A 26005-nucleotide genomic window follows, 5' to 3' on the forward strand; every position below is an offset into this window, starting at 1 on the left:
GATCTGGCCCGCGCGCCCCCGGGCACCCCGCGGGGCGGCCCGGGGGGCCCCCCCCCGCGGGGCCCCGCCGACGCGTCTGCTCCCGCACAACGTCCAGCACCGCAACGCCTCAGGCAAGGACGCGATGCCCCGCATGACTTCGTTCTCCCGGCAGCGCCGCCGGATCGCCACATGGCTGGCCGCCGTCGCCGCACTCGTCGGCTTCGTCACGGTCGGCCCGGCGGCCCCGACGGCCTCCGCCGCCACACCGTGCTCCAACGGCTACGTCGCGATCAGCTTCGACGACGGGCCGAGCGCGATGACCCCGCAGTACGTCCAGGCGCTGCACGACGCCGGCTACGTGAAGGCGACCTTCTTCCTCACCGGCGCCCACGCCCAGGACTACCCGCAGTACGTCAACCAGATCGCCGCCAACGGCAACTGGATCGGCAACCACTCGTACTCGCACCCGTTCCTCGACGAGGTCGGCGAGCCGAACGCGTTCAACGAACTGCTCGGCACGAACCAGATCCTGCAGTCGATGACCGGCCACGCGCCGACGCTCTTCCGCCCGCCGTACGGCCGGACGAACGCGCAGATCCGTCAGGACGCCACCAGCCTCGGCATGACCGAAGTGCTGTGGACCAACGACACGTTCGACTACAACGGCGTCACCACCCAGGAGATCGTCGACAACGCGCTCCAGGTGAAGCCGGGCGGCATCATCCTGATGCACGAGGGCTACGAGACCACCCTCGCGGCGATCCCGCAGATCATCAACGGGCTCGCCGAACGCGGCCTGTGCGCGGGGAAGATCGTCCCCAGCGCGACGCCGGTGACCGCGTGGGAAGGCACCACGTACTACGCCGTAGCCGCACACTGGTGACCCGGCGCAGCGAATCCGCTTAAAAGCCACGAAGGCGGGCCCCCTGATTCCAGGGGGCCCGCTTTCGCGTGTTTTGCCGCCCGTTCCCCGGATTATCCACCACGAAATTCGCCCAATATTTGTCGACAGCTCGACAGGTTTATGTCCCGAAATCCGACAAACCCCGGGGCAGGTAAAAGAATGGGAACAAGGCTGTGACAATTCTCGGAGCGCGCAACCTTCGGCCCCTAGGCTGCCTAGGTCGATCGGCGGCCCCGTCATCTGTCCCCGCCGCACGCCCCCCATAGACGGTCCCAAATTGAGGGAGTGCAACACATGTCCCATTTCCCGGAACGGAGGACGGCCGTTCGCCGGCTGTCCGCTCTCGCGATGGCCTCGTCCCTGGCCGTCGGCGGAGCGATCCTCGCCGCCGCACCCGCGCACGCTGACAGCGGCGTCAAAGGCACCTACGAGAGCTTCGCCGACGTGACGGGCGACGGCAACCCCGACGACTCGATGCCGCTGATCGTCACCGGCAGCAGGCACAAGACCGTCCGCGCTGGTCTGATGAACCTCAAGCTGGACACGGGCGAGACGCTCAAGGTCTACTGCGTCGACATCGACACGGACACCGAAAAGGGCAACCAGTACTCCGAAAGCCCGTGGGACAACCAGGACGACAAGAGCACCTGGCCCAAGGGCGACAACTCCGCGCAGCGCCGTGCGAAGCTGAAGTGGATCCTGCTCAACTCGTTCCCGACCGTCGGTGTCGACAAGCTCAAGACCTACGCGGACATCCCTGACCTCGACGCGCAGGAAGCCGCAGCCGCGACGCAGGCCGCGCTGTGGCACTTCAGCGACAACATCACGCTGAACGACGACGGCAAGGTCGACGTCACCAAGCTGTACAAGAAGCTCGTGGCGGACGCCGACACGCACGGCATGGACACGTCCGAGCCGCCGACGACGCTCGCGCTGACCCCGGCGGAGTTGGGCCTGCAGCTCGACAAGGCGCCCAACGGGATCGGCCCGTTCACGGTGAAGACCAGCGCCAAGGGCAAGACGATCGACGCGGCGATCAAGAACAACCTGCCTGCGGGCGCGAAGCTGGTCGACAAGAACGGCGCGGCGGTCTCGAAGGTCGGCGACGGCGACGATGTCTACGTCAAGCCCGCCGCAGGCGACACCAACGGGCAGGCCACCGTCCAGGTGTCCGGCAAGTCCAGCGCCGAGGTCGGTCGGCTGTTCACGGGTACGCAGAAAGGCAAAAAGGACGAGCACGGCAACGAGGTCGCGGCTCAGAAGCTGATCCTCGCGCAGCGCAGCGACACGCAGGTGCAGGCCACCTCGGTCGCCAAGTGGGGGAAGGGCCCGCTGCCCGCCTACGCCGCCGAGGTGCAGTGCAAGCAGGGCGGCGTCGAGGTCACCGTGACCAACAACGGCGACCAGGACTTCGTCTTCACCCTCGACAACAAGCAGTCGACCGTGGCGAAGAACGGCGGCAAGATCACGCAGCTGGTCAAGGTCAACGAAGACCAGGCCTACACCATCCAGATCATGCGCGACGGCAAGGTCGACAAGGAGTTCAAGGGCGTCCGCGACTGCGAGACCGCGTCCACGCCCACCACTCCCCCGACCACCCCGCCCGCCACGCCGGCTCCGCCCGCCCCCAAGGGTCCCGAGCTGGCCCAGACCGGTGGTGACGGCAGCGGCAACACGGCCCTCTACCTGAGCGGCGGCGCGGTGCTGCTGCTCGGCGGCGGCCTGGTGTTCTTCGTCGTGCGTCGCCGCACGGCGCAGTAGCCCGCCCCTGAAGGACTGAGACAACGGAAGGCCCCGGACACGGAGTTCGTGTCCGGGGCCTTCCGCGTTGTGTCGATCAGGCCTTCAGCTGTTCGGTGTTCGACCAGTCCGACCGTGCCGCCGTTCGGGACCGGTCGGACCGGTCAGTGGAAGAAGTGCCGCGTCCCGGTGAAGTACATGGTCACGCCGGCCGCCTTCGCCGCCTCCACGACCAGCTCGTCGCGTACCGAACCACCCGGCTGCACAACGGCCTTGATGCCCGCCGCGGTCAGCACCTCGAGCCCGTCGGGGAACGGGAAGAACGCGTCGGACGCCGCGACCGAGCCGAGCGCCCGCTCGCCGGCCCGCTGCACCGACAGGCGCGCCGAGTCGACCCGGTTGACCTGGCCCATGCCGACGCCGACCGTCGCGCCGCCGGAGGCCAGCAGGATGGCGTTGGACTTGACGGCCCGCACCGAGCGCCACGCGAACACGAGGTCGCGCAGCGTCGCCTCGTCGGCGGCCTCGCCGGTGGCGAGCGTCCAGTTCGCGGGGTCGTCGCCCTCGGCCTGGAAGCGGTCGGCGTTCTGCAGCAGCAGGCCGCCGTCGATCTGCCGGAACTCCGCGGACCCCGAAGAGACCGCGGGCGCCTCGGGAGCGCGCAGGACGCGGATGTTCTTCTTGCGGGCGAGCACCTCGACGGCGCCGTCCTCGTAGTCCGGGGCGACGATGACCTCGGTGAAGATCTCCGCGACCTGCTCGGCCATCGCCACCGACACCGGGCGGTTCACGGCGATGACGCCGCCGAACGCCGAGACGGGGTCGCACTCGTGGGCGAGGCGGTGCGCCTCCGCGACGTCCGCGCCGATCGCGATGCCGCACGGGTTGGCGTGCTTGATGATGGCGACGCACGGCTCGGTGTGGTCGTACGCGGCGCGGCGGGCCGCGTCGGTGTCCACGTAGTTGTTGTACGACATCTCCTTGCCGTGCAGCTGCTCGGCGCCCGCGAGGCCGCCGGTGCCGTTGCTGTACAGCGCGGCCGCCTGGTGCGGGTTCTCGCCGTACCGCAGCACGTTCTGGCGCTCGCGCACGGAGCCGAGGAAGGCCGGGAACTGCTCGTCGTCCGCCGGGGCGTAGACGTTGGAGAACCAGGACGCGACGGCGACGTCGTAGGCGGCGGTGTGCGCGAACGCCTCGCCGGCCAGGCGCTTGCGGGTGGCCAGGTCGAACCCGCCGTCGGTGACGGCGGCGAGCACGTCCGCGTAGCGCGCGGGGCTGGTCACGACGGCGACCGACGGGTGGTTCTTGGCGGCGGCGCGGACCATCGACGGGCCGCCGATGTCGATCTGCTCGACGCACTCGTCCGGCGTCGCGCCCGAGTCGACGGTCGCCTGGAACGGGTAGAGGTTGACCACGACGAGGTCGAACGGCTTGACGTCGAGCTCCTCGAGCTGCGCGCGGTGCGACTCGAGGCGCAGGTCGGCGAGGATGCCGGCGTGGACGCGCGGGTGCAGCGTCTTGACCCGGCCGTCGAGGCACTCGGGGAAGCCGGTCAGCTCCTCCACCTTGGTGACCGGGACGCCGGCCGCGGCGATCTTCCCGGCGGTGGAGCCGGTCGAGACGAGCTCGACCCCGGCGGCGTGCAGCCCCTGGGCGAGCTCCTCAAGCCCGGTCTTGTCGTACACGCTGACCAGCGCGCGGCGGATCGGACGCTTGTTCGGGGAGCTCTCGGGGGTGCTCATGATCCGAGTCGGACCTTTCTTCCTTCGATGCGGTAGCCCTCGCGGGCGAGGCGGCCCACGATGTCGACGAGCAGGGAACGCTCGACAGTCTTGATGCGCTCGTGCAGCGCGTCTCCGCCGTCGGCGTCGTCGCCGTCCTCGACCGCGACCACGCCCTGGGCGATGATCGGGCCGGTGTCGACGCCCGCGTCGACGAAGTGGACGGTGCAGCCGGTCACCTTCGCGCCGTACGCGAGCGCGTCGCGCACGCCGTGCGCGCCGGGGAACGACGGGAGCAGGGCGGGGTGGGTGTTGACCGTGCGGCCCTCGAAACGGGCCAGGAACACCGGCCCGACGATCTTCATGAAGCCCGCGGACACCACCAGGTCCGGCTGGTACGCGGCGACCGTGTCGGTCAGCGCGGCGTCCCACGCGGCGCGGTCCTCGTACGCCTTGACCGCGACCACGTGCGTCGGGACGCCGGCCTTCTCGGCCCGCTCGAGGCCCAGGATGCCGTCGCGGTCCGCGACCACGGCGACGACCTCGGCGCCGTACGCCGTGTCGGCGGTCGCGTCGAGCAGCGCCTGGAGGTTGGAGCCCGATCCGGACACAAGGACGACGAGCCGCGCGGGCCCGGGAATGCGCGGGGCGTAGACGGCCACAGCGGGGGCTCTTTCCGAACGGGGCGGAACGGGGTGAATAGGCACGCCGGGAACACGCGGGCGGCGCCCGAACGTCAGCAACGATAGCGTCAGGTGGTGTGCGGTACCGAACCAGGGACCACCACCGGGACCGGGGTCGGCGCACACACGTACGATCCCGGGTAAAGAACGGCACCGGCCGGCTCGCACAGCCGCGCCCGTAGTACGGAGGTCGGGCGCACTGCTGGACGAGGCCAGGCGCGGCAGGTACGCGGCAACCCGTGGGATGGACGCCGTGAGGCATTGGGAGCGGGTGCCCGTTGGGGATCCGGCACGACGAGGGCAGGCACACACATGAGTACGGGCAACGAGACCGACGAGCGGGATCCGTACGCCCCGCCGCCGGAGGGGGCGCCCGATCGTCCGCCGGCCGCGCCGTGGAACCTCCCCGGTTCGGGGGGCTCCGGCTCGGACGGCCAGGGCGGCGGCCCGTGGGGCGACCCGCGGTCCGGCCGCGACCAGCGCCCTGACCGGGACCGCGACCGGGACCGGGACCGCGAGCGGCGCGACGACGAGCGCACACCCGTCGACCCGCGGAAGCGCAACGCGCGCATCGCCGTGTGGCTCGGCGTGTGGGGCCTCGTCATCGCCGTGACGGTCCGCGAGGAGATCGGTCTCGTGATGGGCATCGCGGCGACCGTCCTGGGCGTCCGCTCCCTCCGCGGCACCTCCCCCGCCCGCGTCGGCCCCCGCATCGAGCAGGGCCCCGGCGGCACCGCCCGCACCCCGGGCCGCGCCCGCCGCCTCGCCCGGCCCGCCCGCGTCGAAACCCCGCCCACCGCCTCCGTCCAAGGCACCATCGCCCGCCCCCAGGGCGCCCTCGCCGGGCTCGTCGCCGGCGCCCTGACGGTGGTCTTCGTCCTGGGCGTATGGGGCTTCCGCACCTGGCAGAGCGACTACTACGACTGCATGGACGCCGCCCTGACGAACACCGCTGAGAAGCAGTGCAAGCAGGAGCTCCCGAGCATGTTCCGCAGCCTGGTGGACGAGGTCGACAACAAGTACGTCTGACCCGACGGGCCTCCGACAACCACCGAGGCCCACCGAACACCGACCGGGGCCGCCCACGCGCAAAGCGCGAAGGCGGCCCCGTTCGCTGTGTAGGCGCTGCTAGGGCATACGAGCGCCCAGGCGGCGCCCGACGCAGGCGGCGCAAACGACGGCACGACCACGAGCCGACCGCCACCGCCACACCGCCACACCGCCACCGCGAAGGGTGCCGCCCGAACGGCACCGGATCGCAACCCCGGCCGCCCTGACCCGACACCCCGTCAGACCACGGGCCCACCCTCGGTGTTCGCACTTGCGCGAAGTACGCCGCCTGGGCACAGTCGCAGCGCCCCCACCTCACACACACGAAGCCTTCCGCCGCGCGCTCCAAGCTCCCCGCCCAGACACCGTCAGGTTGTCCCGCGCCGCGGGCGAGCGGACGTCAGACCGTCATCGACGCCGAAGGCCGGTGTCCACGACTCGCCCGCTGCGCGCCGCTCGCCGCCCCTTCGCGGCGGCTACGCCGTCAGATCGCAGACTCGCCCGGCACCCCGCGCCGAGTTGCCGCAGCGCGGGCACTCGTACACCGTCGAAGCGCCCCTCGCCTCGTCTGCGGGTGGGCTCTCGTCGGGGCGGGGTCATGGCGTCGGGGTGGGCTGTTCCGGGACTGCGACCACGACTGTTTCGAGGGCCGCGGCGGATTTCACGGTTCGCCAGCGGTACCAGGCGGCGATCAGGGCTGTCAGGGCGGCGACGGTCGTGACCTCGGCGGTGATGGCGGCGGCGGTGGTCAGGACGTGGGGGCCGACGCGGGTCAGGCGGTGGGTGCCGGCCGCGCCGGTGGAGAGCCAGGTGGCGGTGGCGGTGAGGGCGCCCGCGACGGGGCCTGCCGCGGCGGCGGTGGCTGTGGCGGTCCAGAGGCGGCCTGCCTGGCCCGTGCGAGAGGCGAGGAGGCCCGCTGTGAGGCCCGCGGCGAGGGGGACAGCGAGGGTGCACCAGCCTGCCGGGGTCGGGCCGCCCGGGAGGGCGCCGAGGAGCGGTAGGGCCGGAAGGGCGCCGAGCTTCACGCCGGTGGGTGCCACGGTCGTGCCGACGCCGACCGCGAACCCGGCGCACGACGCGTACGCGACGGCGCACGCGATCGCGTTCGGCATGAGCGCGGCGCACAGCAGCGCGAGCCCGATGGTGTCGGGTGCCCGCTCCGCGACCTGGTCGGCGAGCGCGGTGACCCGGTCGAGGTGGGTCACCAGCGCGGCCGAGACGACGACCGCTCCGCCGGCCGCGAGGGTGGCCGCGGCGGCGGCGCCCGCGCGTACCGCAGTCCCTGCCGGAAGGGCGAACGGTCGGAGCCGGTCCGCGACCTGACGGGGCATCCGGTCCGGCAGCGCCTCGAACGCTCCCGCCCGCGCCGCACCGTACGTCGCCAGTACGAGCGCGGCGGCGCCGGCCGCGAGCGGGGCACGTTCGCGTACGGGCTGGATGGCGTCGGTGCCGCAGATGACCGCGAGGCCGTACGCGCATGCCGCGTACACCCCCGTGCACGCGGCGAGGGCGAGCGCCGCCGCGCGGACGGGGTGCCCGTCGGGCCCGGCGGTGTCGGGCGAGGCGGCCGCGGCGCAGCGGCGTCCGGCCCGGATCAGGACGACGACGAGCGGGACGGTGACGCCGAGCGGCACGATCCCGAGCCGCACCGGCGCCGCGCCCGGCTGGTCGCCCGCGACGTCGAGGCCGACGCGCTGTGCGGCGAGCCAGATCTGCCCGGCCGTGCGCAGGATCGCGCCGGGGTCGGTGAACCCGCCCGCGAAGGCGTCGGCGAGCACGGCGACGAGGACCGGCGCGACGGCGATGCCCATGCCGAGGCCGACCGCGGTCAGTCCGGCGAGCGCGCCGTCGAGTGTCGCGCGGAGGTCGGCGGCGTGTTCGCCGAGCGGTCCGGCGTCGGCGTCGAAGCCGCCGTCGGGGTCGTCGTCCGGGCCGTCGTCGGGATGAAGGTCCGTCGCGAGGACGGCGTCCTCGACATCGGTGTGGAGGCCCGCGCCGCGGTCGGCCCCTGGGTGGCTCGGCGGCGCTGGTACGGGGGTGTCGCTCACGATCACTCATGCTGCCAATGCCGAGGCGATCCGCCCGGTATATGGCGTTCGCTCCGATCGTGTCGGCCGATATCGGCCTCGGTTGATCAGTTTTGATTAGAAATATTGCATTACTAATCATTCAAGGGGGTATCGGCGCACCCAGGCGGATGCTCCACCCGTCCCGTTCCGCACGGTCCGGCACACGAGCAACCGGGACCGACGCACCACCGGAGCGAGCACGGGGAGCACCGCAGGCATGAACGACGAGCCCATCGAGGACTTCGACGCGTTCTACGAGCGCACCGCCCCCGACGTGGCCAGGCACATCTACCTGCTCACCGCCAGCCCGCACCGCGCCGCACACGTCACCCATCAGGCCTACGCGAAGGCCTACACCGACTGGGACACCGTCTCGCGCATGCCCTCACCGCTCGCGTGGATCCGTATGGCGGCCTCCGACCTCGCCCTCGACCACGTGCGCCGCGGCCTCCAGAAGGTAGGCGGCTGGATACCCCACCCGGACCGGCTCGCGACCAAGGTCCGCCGCGAGCCCGCGACACCCGCCCCGGCACGGGACGACGAGCCGACACCGCCGGAGGCCGTCGACATCGAGGACATCGAGAACGTCGAACCCGAGGCGCCCGAGCCCGAACCGGCCGACGCCGACCTTGAGGCCCACGACGCCGAGCCCGAGGACCACCCCAAGCCCGTCCGCGACAACCGCAGCAAGAAGAAGGGCCGCAAGCAACGCACCTCCCGTCAGGCCCCCGCGCCCGAGCCCGACGCCACCGCACCCGAACCCGAAGCCGAACAACCCGAACGGCCCGGAGAACCCGAGGGACCCGAGGAACCCGAACCCCTCGCCCCCCTCACCCCCCTCCCCCTCCCCCTCCCCCTCCCCGTCCCCGACCTCTCCGACGAACCCCTCGACGCGCCCGGCGACCTGACCTGGAAGGCGGACGTCGCGCTGTTGCGTGCGCTGCGTCGGCTCCCCGCGCATCGCCGCCGTGCCGTCGTCCTGCACCACCAACTCGGGCTGTCCGCGGAGGAGATCGCCGCCGAGACCGAGGCCACCACCGCCGCGACCCGCGACCGTATCGCCCTCGGCAACGCACAACTGGCCCGCAAGGTCGGTGAGTTGACCGGGCCCAACCCTGACGGCCCGGAGGCGCACGAGCGGCTCGGCGCGGTCCTGAACGACCTGACCGGCCGTTACGAGCCCAAACTGCACTCGCCCCGCACCGTCCGCAACGGCGCGCGCACGCGCACCGGCGTGCTGGTCGCGGTGGTGGCCGTCGTGGTGCTCGGCCTCGCCGGGCTCGCGCTGTCGGCGATGACGACCAGCGGCCTGCCGAACAAACGCGCCGAGGTCCAGGCGTCCATGTCCGCCCGCGAGGCGGCAGGCATCCGGATCGTCGTGACGCCGCCGCCCGCGCCGTTCAAGTTCGGCCGCACCAACGCGAAGGCGGAGCGGATCCCCGACGAGCGCAGGGAACTCGTCTACGTGCAGGGCACGGTCGACCGCGACGGCGGCACCTTCCTGACCGTCAAAACGGCACGCGACGCCGACGGCACCGGCGGCACCGACGGCGTACCGGACGTCCGCGACGTCCCCCTGGCCCCGATCGTGAGCGTGCGCGGCGCGCAGGCGTTCGGCCTCCCGGAGCCGAAGTCGGTGACACCGCAGGACTTCCTGGCCGCGCTCGCCGACGGCAAGCTCACGAACACCGCGTTCGACCTGCACTTCAACATGGACGACCAGGTCGACCGCATCAACGAGTACGTCCGCTGACGACGGCCCTAGCCGGCTTCCTTCGCCACGCAGACCTCGACGAGGCGGTCGAACGTCCCGACCAGCACCTCGCGGCGCTCGGCCTTGTACTCGGGCCGCGGGCCCAGGTCGTCGATGGTCCGGTCCCACACGTCCATGAAGACCCGTTTCCACTCCACGACCACGTCCGCCGCGGGCAGTTCGGTGCCGACGTAGCCGCGCAGCGCGATCAGGTGCAGCAGCTCCAGGTTGCACGGCACGGCGACGCCCCAGTACTCGTCGGGCTCCAGCTCGACGGGGTCGCCCTCCATCGCCTCCGCGACCTCGGCCACCAGCCGTCCGGTCAGCTCCCCGAGATGGTCGGCCGCCGTGTCACTGTCGAAGTTGCCCCTGCCCCAGGTCCCCACGGCTCTCCCCGTCGATGAAGTCGATGGCCTCGCTGTCGCCCAGGCATTGGACACCACCGCTACGACAGCAAGCCCCGACCACGCACACCGCCACCTACCGAGCCGAGTCCACCGCGACCAGACACAACACGTACTTGTCGTCGTTGCGGTCGTTCCGGTACGTGAACGCCGCCGTGGACTCGTTCGGGCAGCCGGCATCCGACGTGGCACCGTCGAGCCGCCCGACCACCCTGAACACACCCGGCTCCGTCGAGTCGCACGCCACGAAACGCATCTCCGGGTCGTTCTCCGTACCGGAGTTCACGACGCAGTCACCACGCTCGGCGAAGCGCATGTCATCGCCATCGTCCCGAGTGGCCGCGTACACCAGCGCCGAGACGAGCAGCAGCGGCACCACGAGCATCGCGATCGCGAACCGCTTGTGCACCGGCTTCCCGACCCGCAGCGGCGACCGCGGGCTGCCGGGCACCGGCTCGGGCAGCTTGCGGATCTTCCGGTAGGCGTTCAGGTTGGCGAGCAGAGTCACCGGAGCGACGAACATCGAGAACACGCCCCACCAGCCCCTGAACAGGGTGGCCGACGTCATGTCGCGGAACTCCGACAGACCGCACGAACGGCAGAACGGCCCGTTCAGCTTGATGCGTTCCATCCACACCACGGCCCCGTGGTGCTGCCGCAGGTTCACGTCCGCCGCGGGGTAGGAGCCGCAGATCGAACACACGAACGGCACGCCGTCCGCATAGCCGGTGTGCACCACAGGCACGTGATACGCCGGCCCGAGCATCCCGGGCTTACGCGGCGGATCCGCCTCGGGCTGCTGCTCGTTCCGTGGTTCAGCCTGCGGGTCCGCTTCGACGGACGGTTCCGGGGCCAACTCTTCGGACGGTATGTGCGACGGGGTCGTCAACGAGGCCTCATGGTGGTCGCATTCGGGGACAGCGGCACACGATAGCGCCGCGCCCCCGCTAGCGCTCCAGCGCCGCCCCGTCGATCGCGAACGTCGATCGGGTGGCCGCGCGGAACGGTTGGGCGCGGGAACGCGGAACGCCCCCGCCGGGAGTCCGGCGGGGGCGTTCTTCACGCGGGCGGAGGGGCTGGTCAGCCCTCCATGATGGCGCGCATGAGACGGGCGGTCTCGGACGGCGTCTTGCCGACCTTGACGCCGACGGCCTCGAGCGCGTCCTTCTTCGCCTGGGCGGTGCCGGCCGAGCCGGACACGATCGCGCCGGCGTGGCCCATCGTCTTGCCCTCGGGGGCGGTGAAGCCCGCGACGTAGCCGACGACCGGCTTGGTGATGTGCTCGGCGATGTAGGCCGCCGCGCGCTCCTCGGCGTCGCCGCCGATCTCACCGATCATCACGATCGCGTCGGTGTCCGGGTCGTCCTGGAACGCCTGGAGGCAGTCGATGTGCGTGGTGCCGATGATCGGGTCGCCGCCGATGCCGACCGCGGTCGAGAAGCCGATGTCGCGCAGCTCGTACATCATCTGGTACGTCAGCGTGCCCGACTTCGAGACCAGGCCGATGCGGCCCGGCTTGGTGATGTCGGCCGGGATGATGCCGGCGTTCGACTGGCCCGGCGTGATCAGGCCGGGGCAGTTCGGGCCGATGATGCGGGTCTTGTTGCCCTTCGCGCCGGCCAGCGCCCAGAACTGGGCGGTGTCGTGCACCGGGACGCCCTCGGTGATGACGACCGCGAGGCCGATCTCGGCCTCGATCGCCTCGACGACCGCGTCCTTGGTGAACTTCGGCGGAACGAAGATGACCGTGACGTCGGCGCCGGTGGCCTCGATCGCCTCGGCGACGGTGCCGAACACCGAGATCTCGGTGCCGTCGACGTCGACCTTCTCGCCGGCCTTGCGCGGGTTCACGCCACCGACGATGTTGGTCCCGGAGGCCAGCATGCGGCGGGTGTGCTTCATACCCTCCGAGCCGGTCATGCCCTGGACGATGACCTTGCTGTCCTTGGTCAGGAAGATAGCCATGGCTGGTTCAGGCTCCCTTACTTCGCAGCCGCGAGCTGAGCGGCACGGTCGGCCGCGCCGTCCATGGTGTCCACCTGCTCGACCAGCGGGTGGTTCGCGTCGGTCAGGATCTTGCGACCCAGCTCCGCGTTGTTGCCGTCGAGACGCACGACGAGCGGCTTGGTGACCGCCTCGCCCTTGCTCTCCAGCAGCGCGAGGGCCTGCACGATGCCGTTGGCGACCGCGTCACACGCGGTGATGCCGCCGAACACGTTGACGAAGACCGACTTGACCGCCGGGTCGCCCAGGATGATCTCGAGGCCGTTCGCCATGACCTCGGCCGACGCGCCGCCGCCGATGTCAAGGAAGTTCGCGGGCTTGACGCCGGAGTGGTTCTCACCGGCGTACGCGACCACGTCGAGGGTGCTCATGACGAGGCCCGCGCCGTTGCCGATGATGCCGACCTCGCCGTCGAGCTTGACGTAGTTGAGGCCCTTGGCCTTGGCCGCCGCCTCGAGCGGGTCCGCCGAGTCCTTGTCCTCGAGGGCCGCGTGGTCCTCGTGGCGGAAGTCGGCGTTCTCGTCCAGCGTGACCTTGCCGTCGAGCGCGATGATCTTGCCCTCGCCGGACTTGATCAGCGGGTTGACCTCGACCAGCGTGGCGTCTTCCTTCACGAAGACGGTCCACAGCTGCTGCAGCACCTCGACGAGCTGGTCGTGCAGCTCGGCCGGGAACTTCGCGGCCTCGACGATCTCGCGGGCCTTGGCCGGCGTGACGCCCTCGATCGCGTCGACCGCGATCTTCGCGAGCGCGTCGGGGTTCTCCTCGGCCACGACCTCGATCTCCACGCCGCCCTCGACGGACGCCATGGCGAGGAAGGTGCGGTTGGTGCGGTCGAGAAGGAAGGAGACGTAGTACTCCTCCGCGATCTCGCCCAGACCGGCCAGCATGACCTTGTGGACGGTGTGGCCCTTGATGTCCATGCCGAGGATGTCGGTGGCCTTCTCGACCGCCTCGTCCGGGCTGAACGCGAGCTTCACGCCGCCGGCCTTGCCGCGGCCGCCGACCTTCACCTGCGCCTTGACCACGGCCTTGCCGCCCAGGCGCTCGGTCGCCGCACGCGCGGCCTCCGGCGTGTCGACGACTTCACCGGGGAGAACCGGCACCCCGTGCTTGGCGAAGAGGTCCCTCGCCTGGTACTCGAACAGGTCCACGCGCGTCCGTCCTTGTGATCGCGGTTGTTGTCGGAAGACATTCGCGCCACGTTCGTCGACCATGAAGGTCCCGCGGAGGCCAGGAAGGCTCGCCCCCAGAACCCTGGTGGACGGCGTCCGTACGCGCAGCTGATCCGCCTTGCAGATTAACCGGGGCGGCGACGTGCTCTGAACCGGGGGCTTGATCACACGTGCGAACGTGTCGAGCCGCCGGCTCCGAGCGAGCCCCGCACCAGGCCGGGTACGTCCCGTTTACACCCGATCCATCGTCGCGCAACCCGCACGCTCGTGCACACTCCGGACAAGAATCCACCCGGCCGATGTGGCGCAGGCCACGTCACTCACACGGCCTACCCCGCATTGTGAGCGCCGCGGGGTGTCTCGTGCGGGATCGGGCGGCCGGCGAGGGCCGCCGCCATCACCTCCGGGAACAGGTCCGGCGTGCACGCGAAGGCGGGGCTGCCGAGCGCGGCCAGGGCTGCGGCGTTCTGGTGGTCGTACGCCGGGGCGCCCTCGTCGGACAGGGCCAGCAGCGTCACCACCTGGACGCCCGCCCGGCGCAGGGCCGCGACGCGGCGCAGCATCTCGTCCCGGATCCCGCCCTCGAACAGGTCGCTGACCAGCACCAGGACGGTGTCGGCGGGACGGGTGACCAGCGACTCGCAGTAGGCCAGCGCCCGGTTGATGTCGGTGCCGCCGCCCAACTGGGTGCCGAACAGGACGTCGACGGGGTCGGCCAGCTGGTCGGTCAGGTCGACGACGGCGGTGTCGAAGGCCACGAGCGACGTGCGGAGCGAGCGCATCGACGCGAGCACCGCGCCGAACACCGACGCGTACACGACGGACGCGGCCATCGAGCCCGACTGGTCGACGCAGAGGATGACGTCCTTCCGCACGCCGTTGCGGCGCCGCCCGTAGCCGACGAGCCGCTCGGGCACGACGGTCCGGTGCCCCGCCTGGTAGTGCCGCAGGTTGGCGCGGATCGTCGCGTTCCAGTCGATGTCGTGGTGCCGGGGCCTCTGCACGCGTGCCGAACGGTCGAGCGCGCCCTGCACGAGGCTGCGCGTGCGCTGCTCGACGCGCCGCTCCAGGTCGTCGACGACACGCCGGACGACGGCGCGGGCGGCGTCCTTGGCGGCCTCGGGCATGATCCGGTTCAGCGACAGCAGCGTGCCGACCAGGTGCACGTCGGGTTCGACGGCGGCGAGCATCTCCGGCTCCAGCAGCAGCCGCGTCAGGTCGAGGCGCTCGATGGCGTCCTGCTGCAGGATCTGCACAACGCCGGACGGGAAGTACTCCCGGATGTCGCCGAGCCACCGCGCGACCGACGGCGCAGACGCCCCGAGCCCGGCCCCACGGGCCCCACCCCCGGCGGCACCCCGGCCCTCCGACGGGGCGGGCCGATAGAGCGCGGCCAGCGTCTCGTCGATCCGCCGGTCCTGACCGGTGAGGGCTTGGCCGGTGCCGTCGGCATCGCCGCCGAGAATGAGCCGCCAACGCCGCAACCGCTCCCCGTCCTCGGCGGGCGGGGTAGAGGCCTGGGCGAGGGGGGACGGGACGGTGTGGCGGGCGGGTGCGTGAGCCGGGTGCGCGGGGTCGGGACGGCCCGCGGCAACGCCGGGCGCGGCGGTGTCGGCGGGAGACGGCTCCGGCGCGGACGGGTTCGCAATGCCACCGGGCCGGGGCGGGGTGGTCGGCGTGCTCACTTGGACACCTCCGCGGCGCGACCGCGTGGGCGGCGTGTCGTGGGCGGGTCGCGTTGGGTCGGGATGGGTCACGGCGACGACGGGCGCGGTGTCGGTGGCGGGCGACGGCTCGGGGGCATCCGTTGTGGGCGTGCTCGGTGTGCTCACCTGGGCACCTCCGCGGGGCCGGTTCGGGGCAGGGTGGTCGAGGCCCGAACGTCGGCCGCGCGCGTGGTGGCCGGGTCGGCGGCCGACCCGATACCCGCGACCGCATAGGCGGCCACAGCGTCGACCGGGTTCGGCTCGGAGGCTTCCGCAGCGAGCGTGCTCGCCTTCGTCGGCGAGCTCGGCGTGGTCGGAGTGGTCACCTCGACACCTCCGCGGGGCCGGTTCGGGGCGGGGGTGTCGGGGCGCCGAGGAGGTAGGCGACCAGGGGGAGCGCGGCGTCGGCTCGGGCGGGGTCGAAGGGGAGCGGGTCGGTGTCGCGGGCGGCGCGGCGGGCGGCGGAGGCGGCCGGTGCGCGCAGGCGCTCGCCCAGCGTGCGCCGCTCCGGGGCGGCGAACGACGCGAACGTGCGGCGCAGCAGCGGCAGCACGTCGGTGAAGTCCTCCGGCGGGATGCCCGCCACCCAGTCGTCGACCAGTGCCAGCAGGTCCTCGTCGTGCACCAGCAGCAGCCCGCCGCCTGACAGGAAACCCTCCACCCACGCCGCCGCGTCGCGGTATGGCGTGCCTCGGGTCAGCGCGCGGGCCAACCGGGGCGCGGCGTCGGCGGCGGTGAGCCGGTCGCCGTCCAGGAGAAGGCGCACGGCACGCCCGGTGAGCAGGCCGGGCACCGCGGGGCGGTCGGCCAGGCGGACGAGCGCGGCGTACCAGTGCTCGCGCAGGTCGTCCGTGGAGTCCGGGGGTCGGGTCGGGCCGGCGGCCCCTCCGGACCCTCCCACTGCTTCGGAATCTCCCGCTCCCCCGGCCCCGCCGGTTCCTCCGGCCCCACCGGCGGCCGCGGCGACCCGTGCGGGCTCGCGCGCCGCGGCCAGGAGCCGTACCGCGTCGTGCACTTCGTCGACGCGTCGGCACATGTCGCGCGCCCCGTCCGCGTCGAGGCCCGCGCACGCCGGGACCAGGCCCACGCAGACGCGCAGCAGCAGGCCCTCCACGACGGTCGCCAGCGCCGCCGTGTCGGTGCCCCGTACGTCGCCGTACCGCAGCGCCCGCACGAGCGCCGGCAACGCCTGTGCCATGCCCGCCACGTCGGAGTGCAACGCGGCGCGTTCCTCCAGGACGCGCATGACCAACGGCAAGGCATCCGGCAGGTCGGCGCGCAGGCACTGTTCCGCGACCGCCGTCACGTCGGCGAGCGACTCGGCGCGGTAGGCCAGTTCGGCGGCGCGGTTGGTCGCGGCCGCCGCCACCGTCGTGCCCCACACGCCCGCCTCCGCGACGCGGATCGCCAGCTCGGGCTGCCAGTGCAGCGACCACGCCTCGCGGAAGGTCCCGGTGCCGCGGCGTGCGGTGGACGGCACGCCCCACGGGACGTCGAGCAGGTCGAGCCTGGTCAGCAGTCGGCTGCGGTCGGCGTCGACGGGCTTGCGCAGGTCGAGTTCGAGCTCGCGCGGGGCGGCCTCGGGCTTGAGCCGCAGCCGGTTCTGCTCGCGGGTGAGGTCGCGTTGCAGGGGTACGGCGGGCACGCCGTCCGGGACGGTGCCGATGCGGTCGCCGACGACGATGTCGTCGACGACGAGCGCGAGCGGGGCGTCCTCGCCGTCGCACATGACCGCGCGCACGGCTTCGAGGGTCTCGTCGAGGCCGGCGAGCGGTCGGCCGCGCAGCATCGCGAGCGCCTCGGCGTGCCGCACCGCCTCGATCACGTGCGCGGGCGACACCGGCCGGCCCGCGTCGCGGAACAGTTCGGCGATGCGGACGAACCACGACGGCAGCAGCGTCTCCCGCGGCCGGTCGGCGGCCGCGAACAGGTGCCCGTACCAGCCCGGCGAGGCGACGCCGGCCCCGTAGCCGGACGCGTGCGCAAGCCGCCGGTGCGTCCACGGCACCCACGTCGTCTCGACTTTCACTCGCGGCAACGCCCCGCCACGCCCGAACGGCGCAAGCACCGCCCGGTCCTCCGCGGCGGGCCGCGGCTCGACGAGCGCGGGCACGTGCCACGCCCCGCACACCACGGCGACCTCGCGGAACCCTTGCCGGTAGGCGGTGGCGACGGCCAGCCGCATATGCGCCTCACGCGCGGCTTCGAGGCCGGGCAGGTCCGCGGTGGCAACGGAGCCGACCGCCCGCGAACCGGGTCGCACCGACGCGGGGGCCGCCGACGGAGAGGTGGCCGACGCGGGGATGACCGACGCAGGGCTGACCCCTGGCAGGCCGGTCGCGCGTGACGTGGCCATACCCGCGGTGTCCCGACCAGCCGCGGCAGCGAGACCTGCCTGAGTGTCCAGGCCGTCCGGCGCGGGGCCGGTACGCGCGGACGGGCTCGGCGTGTGGTGTGCACCGGCTGCCTGCGCGGTCGCGCCCCAACGTCCCTCCCGCACAGGCCCTGTCGCGCTCCCATCGCGATCAGCCACACCATCGTGGCCAGGGGCGGCCAGAGAATCGGCGTCGGCGGCGCCGCGTTCGTTCGCGCCCTCGCCCGTAGCCGAAGCGGTACCGCGCCCGGGCATCGCCGGACTGCCCTGCAGCGGCCGTCCCGTCGTGTGCCCGTCCGTCACGTTCGCCTGTCGCGCGGTGTCCTCGTGAGCGCCCAGCGTCGCAGCGGAGCCCGCCCCGCTTGCCCGGAGTTCGGCCATCGCCTCGGCCAGGAGGGCGAACGGCGCCATCGGGTCGGCGTGGTCGGTGTGGTCGGTGTGGTGCTCGACCGCGTCCTCCCACCAGCGTTCGGGGTCGTCGTGGCCGGCGACGTGGGCGAGGGCGGCTATCGGGTCGGCGCGAGGAGCGGGGGCGGAGGCGGGGTCGGCGTCCGGTTCGTCCTCGTCGGCGGCGTCGGCCCGCGCGCGGTCGAGGGCGAAGGTGCAGCCTGCCGGGAGGTCGATGAAGCGGACCGGGACACCCTTGTCGAGCGCGTAGCGGATGGCGACCCACTCGGGGCTGAACTCGGCGTACGGCCAGAACCCGGCCTGCGCCGGGTCGTCGGCCGCGTGGGCGAGGAGCGCGACCGGCGGGCGCATGCCGGGGTCGGCCGCGTAGGACAGCAGCAGGTCCGCTTCCGGCGGCCCTTCGATCAGCACGATGTCGGGGGCGAGCGCGGTCAGAGCGGCGGCGACCGCGCGGGCCGAGCCGGGGCCGTGGTGCCGGACCCCGAGCAGGTGCGGCCGGGGCGCGGGGCGCCGGGCGGAACGCCCGGCCGGACGCGCGGTCGTGGGCGCGGTCGTACGCGCGGCGGCCCGTCCGGACACCGCGCCGGGACGCCGGGCCGGGCGCACGGCTGACGCACCCGCCGTGGCCGGGCGCTCGTCGGACGCACCCGCATCGGCCAGGCCCTCCTCGGCCGCGACCACGTCGACGGGAGCCTCATCCGCCGGCCCCACCTCGGCGTGCCCCGGCCCCGCGCGGCCCACACCGGTACGGCGCGCGCCGGCAAGGCCCATGTCAACCGGGCGCGCCTCCGTCGGGACGCCCGTCGGGGCGTCCGCCATCAGGCCGCCCCCGCCTCGCGGCAGGCCCGGTAGAAGTCCTGCCAGCCGTCGCGGGACCGCACCACGGTCTCCAAATACTCCTGCCACACGACCCCGTCGGCGGCCGGGTCCTTCACCACCGCGCCGAGGATCCCGGCGGCGGTGTCGGCGGCCCGCAGCACGCCGTCGCCGAAGTGGGCGGCGAGGGCCAGGCCGCCGGTGACGACGGAGATCGCCTCGGCGGTGGAGAGGGTGCCCGACGGCGACTTGAGCTTTGTGCGTCCGTCCTCGGTCAGTCCGGCCCGCAGTTCGCGGAACACCGTGACGACGCGCCGCAGTTCGGCGTCGGCGGCGGCGACCTTCGGCAGTTGGAGGGACACGCCGAGCTGTTCGACGCGGCGGGTGACGATGTCGACCTCGGCCTCGGCGGTCGCGGGCAGCGGCAGGACGACGGTGTTGAAGCGCCGGCGCAGCGCGCTGGACAGGTCGTTGACACCGCGGTCGCGGTCGTTGGCGGTGGCGATCAGGTTGAAGCCGCGGACCGCCTGGACCTCGTCGCCGAGTTCGGGGATCGGCAGGGTCTTCTCGGACAGGATCGTGATGAGCGTGTCCTGCACGTCGGCCGGGATCCGGGTGAGTTCCTCGACGCGGGCGACGCGGCCTTCGGCCATGGCGCGCATGACGGGGCCGGCGACGAGCGCGTCGCGGCTGGGACCGTGGGCGAGCAGCTGGGCGTAGTTCCAGCCGTAGCGGATGGCTTCCTCGGGTGTGCCGGCGGTGCCCTGGACGAGCAGCGTGGAGTCGCCGCAGACGGCCGCCGCCAAGTGCTCGGACACCCACGTCTTCGCGGTGCCGGGCACGCCGAGCAGGAGCAGCGCGCGGTCGGTGACGAGGGTGGTGACGGCGACCTCGACGATGCGGCGCGGGCCGACGTACTTGGGGCTGATGACGGTGCCGTCGGGCAGGACGCCGCCGAGCAGGTACGTGGACACCGCCCACGGCGAGAGCTTCCAGCGCGGCGGCCTCGGCCGGTCGTCGGCGGCGGCCAGTGCGGCGAGTTCGGCGGCGAACGCGTGCTCGGCGTGCGGCCGCAGCGCCGCACCCGCCTGCTCGTCGGCGTGTTCGCCGGTCACGGCGGAGGACGCGGCAGAGGTCACGGACAGCCCCCGGAGGTCGAGTTCGGAACGCGGTTGCACGTCCAAGCTTGCCGGTCCGTACCGACATACAGGCGACCCGGGGAACGTGACAAGCGCCCGAGGACACCGGCCGACCGGTGTCCTCGGGCGCGTCGCGCGTCGGCCCGGACGGGGACTAGTGCCCGGGCCCGCGCCCGCTGTCCGGCGGGGTCCGGACAGCCGTCATCGGGTGATGGTGCTCTTGCCGAACGTCAGGCCGAGGCCGGTGATCAGCAGCCACGGCTGCGCCACCAGGGCCGGCAGGCCGGGGACCGGCTCGAACGCCCAGAAGACGAGCAGCGCCAGGATGAGCAGGACGGACACGACGCCGATCCAGCGCGAGACGGTCCGTTCGCGCAGCGCCATCCACGCGATGGCGCCCGCCGCGACGACCACGCCGAGCCAGCCGATGTAGCCGCCGAAGTCGGTGAGCATGTAGTAGACGTAGCGGCCCTGCTCGTCGAACGCGTCGTCCTCCTTGCCGCCCTGGGCGTAGATGGCCAGCGCGCCCTTCCAGCCGTAGCCGTACGTGAGCCCCGCGGCCGACGCGGCCACGCCGAGGCTGACCACGCGGGCCGCGGTGCTGCCGGGCACGCGCGGTTCGACGTGCCGGCGCCACATCGCGGCCAGTACGAGCAGCAGCGTGACGGTGACGACGCCGGCGTAGAAGCCGAACCTCGCCGTCGTGACGTTGACGTCTTTCACCATCGCGGACGTCACCGTGACGCCGCCGTCGGGATCGACGTGGACGTCCGTCAGGATCGTCGCCGTGAGCCCTGCGAGGCCCGCGGCGGTGAAGACCAGCGGCCAGTAGGTGCGGCGCGCCGGGGTCTCCCCCACCCCGGCGCGCCCGCCGACGGGACCGGATTCCGTGTACGTCATGTGGTGTTTTATCCCCCCACACAAGTCGCCGCTTGCGATACCGCCCCCCAGCGGTGCGTACTCGGACCCTGTGCCCGGTGCGGCGAGGTATACGTTCGCCGGACCGGTGTCCCGGGTACCAGGGACACCCGCACCGGGTCTCCGGGATTCCGCACGGGGGCGGTGTCGGGCGGCGCGGCCGCTGCGGCAGCATGACGGCGTGACCACGCACCAGCCGCCCGCCACGGACCTCGCCGACCTGCCCACGCCCCCGGTGGGGCGGGTGCGGGCGGCGGTGCGGCGCGTCCCCGAGCCGGTGCTCGTGCGGACGGCCGCGGTGCTGGCGGTGGTCGCGGTGGTGGCGATGGCCGCCTACATCCCCGTGTACGACTGGGTCGCGGCGCGGGCCGACGTGGTCCCGCTGTCGTGGGGCGACGTGATCCTCGGCTCGGCCTGGCCGGTGATCGGCGCGTTCGTCGTGCGGGGACGGCCTCGCAACCCGGTGGGCTGGCTGCTCATGGTGCCGTCGTCGTACGGCCCGTACCTCCTGGTCTCGCTCTACGGGGTGGCGTCCGCGCGCATCGCCGACGACCCGCTGCCGCTCGGGGACTTCGCGGCGTGGATCGGGACGTGGGGCTTCGCGCAGTACTTCGTCGTCGTCCCGATGCTGCTCCTGCTGTTCCCGGACGGGCACCTCCCGGGGCGGCGCTGGCGGTTCGCGGCGTACGGCGTGTTCTTCTGCGCGGCCGTGGCGGCGCTGTCCGCGGCGTTCCACGAAGGCCCCGTGGACATCAGCGACGAGGTCGACAACCCGTACGGCATCCCGGGCACGCGATGGCTCATGTACGGCGTCATGGCGGGCGCGCTCATCACGCTGCTCCCGGGCACCCTGGTCGGCGTCGCGTCGCTCATCGTGCGGATGCGGCGCGCGGTCGGCGTGCAGCGCGCCCAGTTGCACTGGCTGGCCCTGGGCGCCGTCGGCATGGTGACCAGCTGGCTCGTGTCGTCGGTGCTGAACGACGGGCAGCTCACGGACGCGCTCTTCAGCGTCGGACTGCTGTGCCCGCCGATCGGCATCGCCGTCGCCATGCTGCGGCACCGCATGTTCGACGTGGTGGTGGTGCTCAACCGGACGATCGTGTCGATCGTGCTGACGGCGCTCATGGTCGGCGTGTACGCGGTCCTGGTGATCGGCGCCGGGCAGGTCGTGCCGAAGTCGACGATGGGGATCGTCGGGGTCGCGTTCATAGCGCTGTTCGCCTCCTTCGGGCACGACGCGGTGCAGCGCGTCGTCGACCGCTGGCTGTTCGGGCACCGGCACGACCCGTACGCGGTCGTCGCGCGCGTCGGCCGGCACGTCGCGCCGGCGTCCGAACCGACCGAGGCGCTGCAACGGCTCGTGGACGCGCTGCGCAAAGCGCTGCGGCTGCCGTACGTGGCGTTCCACGGCGACGGCGTCGAAGCGGTCAGCGGAACCGCGGTCGCGGGCTGGCACACCGTCCCGGCCCGGGCCCTCGGACAGGACATCGGCGAACTGCACGTCGGCATGCGCACCAGCAAAGAACGCTGGACCCCCGAGGAACTCGCCGCCGTCGAAGAGGTCGCCGCACGCGCCGCCACCCTCGCCTACGCCGCCAACCTCGTCGCCGACGTCGCCGCGAGCCGCGCCCGCATCGTCGTCGCCCGCGAGGAGGAACGGCGCAGGCTGCGTGCCGACCTGCACGACGGCGTCGGCCCGGCGCTGGCCGGCACCGCGCACCAGCTCGACGCCCTCGCGCGGCGCATCGACGCCGCCGGGCAGCCCGAACTCGCCGGGCGGGCCCGCGGCGTCCGCGACCGGCTCCGGCAGACCGTCACCGACCTGCGGTCCGTCGTGCACGGACTGCGCCCGCCCATCCTCGACCAACTGGGACTCACCGGCGCCCTGCGCGACCTGATCGCCGGCTACGAGACACCGCGCTGCACCGTCGACCTCGGGCCCGGCCTGGACACGGTGCCGGCCGCCGTCGAGGTCGCGGCGTACGCCATCACCGCCGAAGCGGTCAACAACGCCGTCCGCCACAGCGCCGCCGGAGAACTCCACGTCGGCGCACACCTGCGCGGCGGGAACCTCGTCGTCCACATACGCGACAACGGCTGCGGCATGCCGGTGCACCCCTCCGCCGGGGTCGGGCTCCGCAGCATGGGCGAACGCGCCGGCGAGGTCGGCGGCCGCGTCGACATCCTCCCGACGCCCGGCGGCGGCACAACGGTGCGGGCGAGCCTGCCGGGAGGACAACAGTGAACGCCGGCACCGACGAGCGCTACCAGCTGGCGCAGGCCGGCGGTGTGGACGAGCCGGGCCCTCCGACGCAGTCCGGCGTTGTGGACGGGGCAGACCGCTTGGCCGAGCCCGACGCGACGCCCGCACCGCACCCGTCGTCCGACACCTGCCTGACTTTCGAACCGCATCCGCACGCCGGAGCGGTCTTCTTATTACGCACTGTGGACACCCCACCCACCTCCGAGACCCCCCAGAGGCCCGACATCTCCACGCAGTCCGAAACCCCGTCCCCGTCCGGCGTCCGCGTCCTGGTCGTCGACGACCACCCCGTGTTCCGCGCCGGGATGGTCACCGTGCTCGAGGACCTCGACGACCTGGACGTCGTCGGTCAGGCGGGCGACGGCGCCGCCGCCCTCGCCGAAGTGGCCCGCCTCGCACCCGACGTGGTCCTGATGGACCTGCGCATGCCGGGCATGGGCGGCCTCGAAGCCACCGCGCAGCTCAGCACCACGCACCCCGACACCGCGGTCATCGTCCTGACCATGGACGAGGACGACGACTCGGTCTTCGCGGCCCTCCGCGCGGGCGCCCGCGGCTACCTCCTCAAGGAGGCCGACGGCGACGACATCCGCCGCGCCATCCTCGGCGTCGCCCGCGGCGAGGCGGTCTTCGGCCCGCGGATCGCCCAACGCGTCCTGTCCTTCTTCGCCGGCGCCCCCGCGCACGCCCGCGGCGCCGTCCCCTTCCCCCAACTCACCGACCGCGAACGCGAGGTCCTCGACCTCCTGGCCCACGGCCTCGACAACGCCTCGATCGCCCGCCGCCTGGTCCTGTCGGAGAAGACCGTCCGCAACCGCGTCAGCGACGTCCTGGCCAAACTCCGCGCCCGCAGCCGCGCCGAAGCCGTAGCCATCGCCCGCGACGCCGGCCTCGGCCCGGCGCCTCAGTCGTCGTAGGCGTGGGCCTTCCACCAGGTGACGTCGATCCGGGCGTCCTCGATCTCCTGCGCCCGACGCAGCACATGCTCGACGAACTCACGGGGCAGGCGCACGGCATGCTCGATGACGTAGTGCCCGAGCCCGCTGGGCCAGATATAGGTGCCGTCCGTGCGCTCGTCCCCGCCGTTCGCCTGCCCGCAGATGCGGCACCGCGAAGCACCCATGAACTGCCTGGCCACCTGCCCGTCGTGCAGATAGGTCTCGACGAGTACCCGCTCCTCCATGTCCCAGCCGGGATCCACGAGCACCTTCGGATCGGGGTAGGCGGAGGCGTCCTCTGACCACCAGTAGCCGACCATACGCAGGTCCATGTCAGCCTCCGCTCCGCGTGACGACGGGTGTGCCGGCCCGGACTTCGTTGATGACGGCGGCCACCTGGTCCTCGGCCTACTCCGCGTCGAACTCGGCGCGCATGGTGGCGCGTTCGCGGAGGGTGCCGGCGAGGTCGGTGAAGACGCGGGGCCAGTAGCCGGCGTCGTCTGTGGTGGTGGTCAGGGTGTGGACGGCGGGGAGCAGACCGGGGTTCATGGAGCGGCCGGCCATGCCGGTGACGCCGCTGTAGCTCCAGGGGTAGGCGGATTCGCGGGCGGCGGTGGCGAGGGCGTCGAGGACGGCGTGGCCGAGGACGTCGGGCCAGACGGCGGGGCAGCCGGCGAGGAGTTGGAAGGCTTCGGAGAGGCCGTGTTCGGCGACGTGCGCGGCGACATGGGCGGCGCGTTCGTCGACGGGGAGGACGGACAGCAGGCGGGTCGGGGCGCCGCGGCCGGCCTGGGCGCGGGCCCAGGCGGTGTCGTGTTGGGCGACGGCGGCGCGGGCCCAGCCGTCGCGGACGTCCTCGGCCCAGCGGGTCGGGAGGCGGCGGGCGAGGATGGCGGCGGGCGGCTCGGCGAAGGCCTCGGTCCATGCGGAGAGCGGGGTCGCGGCGACGATCTCGCCGAGCCACCAGGCGCGTTCCTCGCGGCCGGTCGGGGACTTGTCGGCTATGCCGTCGCGGCGCATGGCCTCGTCGCAGGCCTCCGGCGGGACGACGGTCACGGCGTCGGTGCCGTTGGGGCGTACGCAGGCGAGGGCACGCTCGGCCATGCGTCGGGCGAACGCCGAGCCCGGCAGGGTCGCGAGCAGTGCGGCGGCGCCGACGCGGACGGCCTTGCCGCGGTCGTCGAGGGCGGTTTCGAGGAAGGCCTCGTCGGCGTGGGAGAGGCCGGTGGCGAGGGCGGCGAGGAACTGGGCGCGGTCCTCGGCCGGTTCGCCGCGCCAGGTCTGTTCGAGCAGGTCGCGGGCGGCGTCGGGGCCGCGGCCGCGCAGGGCGGTGAGGAAGGCCAGGCGCTCGCCGAACAGGCCGTGGCGCCACACGTCCGGGTCGGCCGAGGTGTCGGCGGCGGCGACCCGTGCGGCCCATCCCCAGTCCGGGTTCAGACGGGCGAGCCAGCGGCCGCGCGGTCCGGCCAACGCCGCGACGTCGCTGCGTAGTTCGCTGTGCGCGCGGGCGATGTCGAGCAGGGCGGGGAGCTCCGACTCGGGTGCGCGGAAGCCACGTGCGCGGGCTTCGGCGAGCCATTCCGGCAGGAGTTCGGCGATCGCGGTACGGCCGGCCGGGGCGCCGCCTCCGCCGAGGAGGATCCGCAGGCGGACGCGGGCCCGGTCCGGGACCGTCGGCCGCGGGTCCGGCGGGCACCGGTCGGGGAGGGCCGCACCGGTGCCGGGCCGCCGTCCGGCACGGCGGTGGACGAGCGTCAGCGCGGCCAGGTCGAGGAGGCGTTCGGCGGGGTCGGCGCGCCCGACGCTGAGAGCGGCGGCCCCGAGCGGGCCGGCCGGGTCGACGCCGGGCACGGCCCGTTTGCCGGTGCCGACGAGCGCGGTGGAGACGAGGTCGTCCCACAGCGCCTCGGTGTTCGCAGTCATCGCCACCCCGTTGCTTTGACTCTCGGTGAGACTCG

20 protein-coding genes are annotated in these 26005 nt (G+C 73.0%); 6 read left to right on the forward strand and 14 right to left on the reverse strand.

Annotated features, from left to right (window positions below; genetic code table 11):
- Positions 1 to 133 precede the first annotated feature (133 nt).
- Both QI554_RS11500 and QI554_RS11505 read left to right on the forward strand, forming a co-directional pair.
- Positions 134 to 865, forward strand: a complete 732-nt coding sequence (locus QI554_RS11500; protein WP_281468856.1) for a polysaccharide deacetylase family protein — start codon at positions 134 to 136, stop codon at positions 863 to 865.
- A gap of 369 nt (positions 866 to 1234) precedes the next feature.
- A complete protein-coding gene (locus QI554_RS11505; RefSeq protein WP_281468858.1) occupies positions 1235 to 2647 on the forward strand; it encodes a thioester domain-containing protein in 1413 nt (470 codons plus the stop codon).
- A gap of 143 nt (positions 2648 to 2790) precedes the next feature.
- Here the strand turns inward: QI554_RS11505 and purH are convergent, their stop codons facing one another.
- Positions 2791 to 4368, reverse strand: coding sequence for a bifunctional phosphoribosylaminoimidazolecarboxamide formyltransferase/IMP cyclohydrolase (gene purH, locus QI554_RS11510; protein ID WP_281468861.1), 1578 nt, complete (start codon positions 4366 to 4368; stop codon positions 2791 to 2793).
- Positions 4365 to 5009, reverse strand: a complete 645-nt coding sequence (gene purN / locus QI554_RS11515; RefSeq protein ID WP_281468863.1) for a phosphoribosylglycinamide formyltransferase — start codon at positions 5007 to 5009, stop codon at positions 4365 to 4367. The genes purH and purN overlap by 4 nt, the downstream gene beginning before the upstream one ends.
- Before the next feature lie 333 nt (positions 5010 to 5342).
- Between purN and QI554_RS11520 the strand changes: the two genes are divergently transcribed.
- Positions 5343 to 6059, forward strand: a complete 717-nt coding sequence (locus QI554_RS11520) for a hypothetical protein (RefSeq protein ID WP_281468865.1) — start codon at positions 5343 to 5345, stop codon at positions 6057 to 6059.
- A 617-nt stretch (positions 6060 to 6676) separates the two neighbouring features.
- Here the strand turns inward: QI554_RS11520 and QI554_RS11525 are convergent.
- The gene (locus tag QI554_RS11525) at positions 6677 to 8128 is read right to left on the reverse strand and encodes a cell division protein PerM (protein WP_281468868.1); all 1452 of its coding nucleotides are present in this window, start codon (positions 8126 to 8128) and stop codon (positions 6677 to 6679) included.
- A 238-nt stretch (positions 8129 to 8366) separates the two neighbouring features.
- Between QI554_RS11525 and QI554_RS11530 the strand changes: the two genes are divergently transcribed.
- Complete coding sequence (locus QI554_RS11530) at positions 8367 to 9902, forward strand: RNA polymerase sigma factor (RefSeq protein WP_281468869.1); 1536 nt, start codon at positions 8367 to 8369, stop codon at positions 9900 to 9902.
- 8 nt (positions 9903 to 9910) lie between these two features.
- Here the strand turns inward: QI554_RS11530 and QI554_RS11535 are convergent, their stop codons facing one another.
- The 9 genes from QI554_RS11535 to QI554_RS11575 form a co-directional block, all read right to left on the reverse strand.
- A complete protein-coding gene (locus QI554_RS11535) occupies positions 9911 to 10288 on the reverse strand; it encodes a DUF4259 domain-containing protein (protein ID WP_281468871.1) in 378 nt (125 codons plus the stop codon).
- 94 nt (positions 10289 to 10382) lie between these two features.
- Complete coding sequence (locus QI554_RS11540) at positions 10383 to 11045, reverse strand: LppU/SCO3897 family protein (RefSeq protein ID WP_281468873.1); 663 nt, start codon at positions 11043 to 11045, stop codon at positions 10383 to 10385.
- Between the two features lie 341 nt (positions 11046 to 11386).
- On the reverse strand, positions 11387 to 12271 hold the full coding sequence (sucD, locus tag QI554_RS11545) for a succinate--CoA ligase subunit alpha (RefSeq protein WP_281468875.1): 885 nt from the start codon (positions 12269 to 12271) through the stop codon (positions 11387 to 11389).
- Positions 12272 to 12288: 17 nt separating this feature from the next.
- Entirely contained in the window at positions 12289 to 13464 is a 1176-nt protein-coding gene (sucC, locus tag QI554_RS11550; RefSeq protein ID WP_281468877.1) for an ADP-forming succinate--CoA ligase subunit beta, read from the reverse strand.
- A gap of 350 nt (positions 13465 to 13814) precedes the next feature.
- Positions 13815 to 15170 (reverse strand): VWA domain-containing protein, encoded by a 1356-nt coding sequence (locus QI554_RS11555; RefSeq protein ID WP_425527956.1) that lies wholly within the window; start codon positions 15168 to 15170, stop codon positions 13815 to 13817.
- Positions 15171 to 15313: 143 nt separating this feature from the next.
- Positions 15314 to 15517 (reverse strand): hypothetical protein, encoded by a 204-nt coding sequence (locus QI554_RS11560; protein WP_281468879.1) that lies wholly within the window; start codon positions 15515 to 15517, stop codon positions 15314 to 15316.
- Positions 15514 to 18744: a DUF5682 family protein gene (locus QI554_RS11565; protein ID WP_281468881.1), complete on the reverse strand. Its 3231-nt coding sequence runs from the start codon at positions 18742 to 18744 to the stop codon at positions 15514 to 15516. The genes QI554_RS11560 and QI554_RS11565 overlap by 4 nt, the downstream gene beginning before the upstream one ends.
- A 47-nt stretch (positions 18745 to 18791) precedes the next feature.
- Positions 18792 to 19904, reverse strand: a complete 1113-nt coding sequence (locus QI554_RS11570) for an ATP-binding protein (RefSeq protein WP_281469367.1) — start codon at positions 19902 to 19904, stop codon at positions 18792 to 18794.
- A 225-nt stretch (positions 19905 to 20129) separates the two neighbouring features.
- On the reverse strand, positions 20130 to 20828 hold the full coding sequence (locus tag QI554_RS11575) for a hypothetical protein (RefSeq protein WP_281468883.1): 699 nt from the start codon (positions 20826 to 20828) through the stop codon (positions 20130 to 20132).
- A gap of 199 nt (positions 20829 to 21027) precedes the next feature.
- Between QI554_RS11575 and QI554_RS11580 the strand changes: the two genes are divergently transcribed.
- Positions 21028 to 23091, forward strand: coding sequence for a sensor histidine kinase (locus QI554_RS11580; RefSeq protein ID WP_281468886.1), 2064 nt, complete (start codon positions 21028 to 21030; stop codon positions 23089 to 23091).
- A complete protein-coding gene (locus QI554_RS11585; protein WP_343230779.1) occupies positions 23088 to 24026 on the forward strand; it encodes a response regulator in 939 nt (312 codons plus the stop codon). Before QI554_RS11580 ends, QI554_RS11585 begins: the two co-directional genes overlap by 4 nt.
- On the opposite strand, the gene QI554_RS11590 is transcribed toward QI554_RS11585, so the two are convergent.
- Entirely contained in the window at positions 24014 to 24379 is a 366-nt protein-coding gene (locus QI554_RS11590; RefSeq protein WP_281468887.1) for a hypothetical protein, read from the reverse strand. The genes QI554_RS11585 and QI554_RS11590 overlap by 13 nt on opposite strands.
- Positions 24380 to 24455: 76 nt before the next feature.
- A complete protein-coding gene (locus tag QI554_RS11595; protein ID WP_281468889.1) occupies positions 24456 to 25970 on the reverse strand; it encodes a DUF5691 domain-containing protein in 1515 nt (504 codons plus the stop codon).
- Positions 25971 to 26005: the final 35 nt, after the last annotated feature.

The sequence above is a fragment of the Yinghuangia seranimata genome (assembly GCF_029953285.1).
In the GTDB taxonomy this organism is placed as follows: Bacteria; Actinomycetota; Actinomycetes; order Streptomycetales; family Streptomycetaceae; genus Yinghuangia; species Yinghuangia seranimata.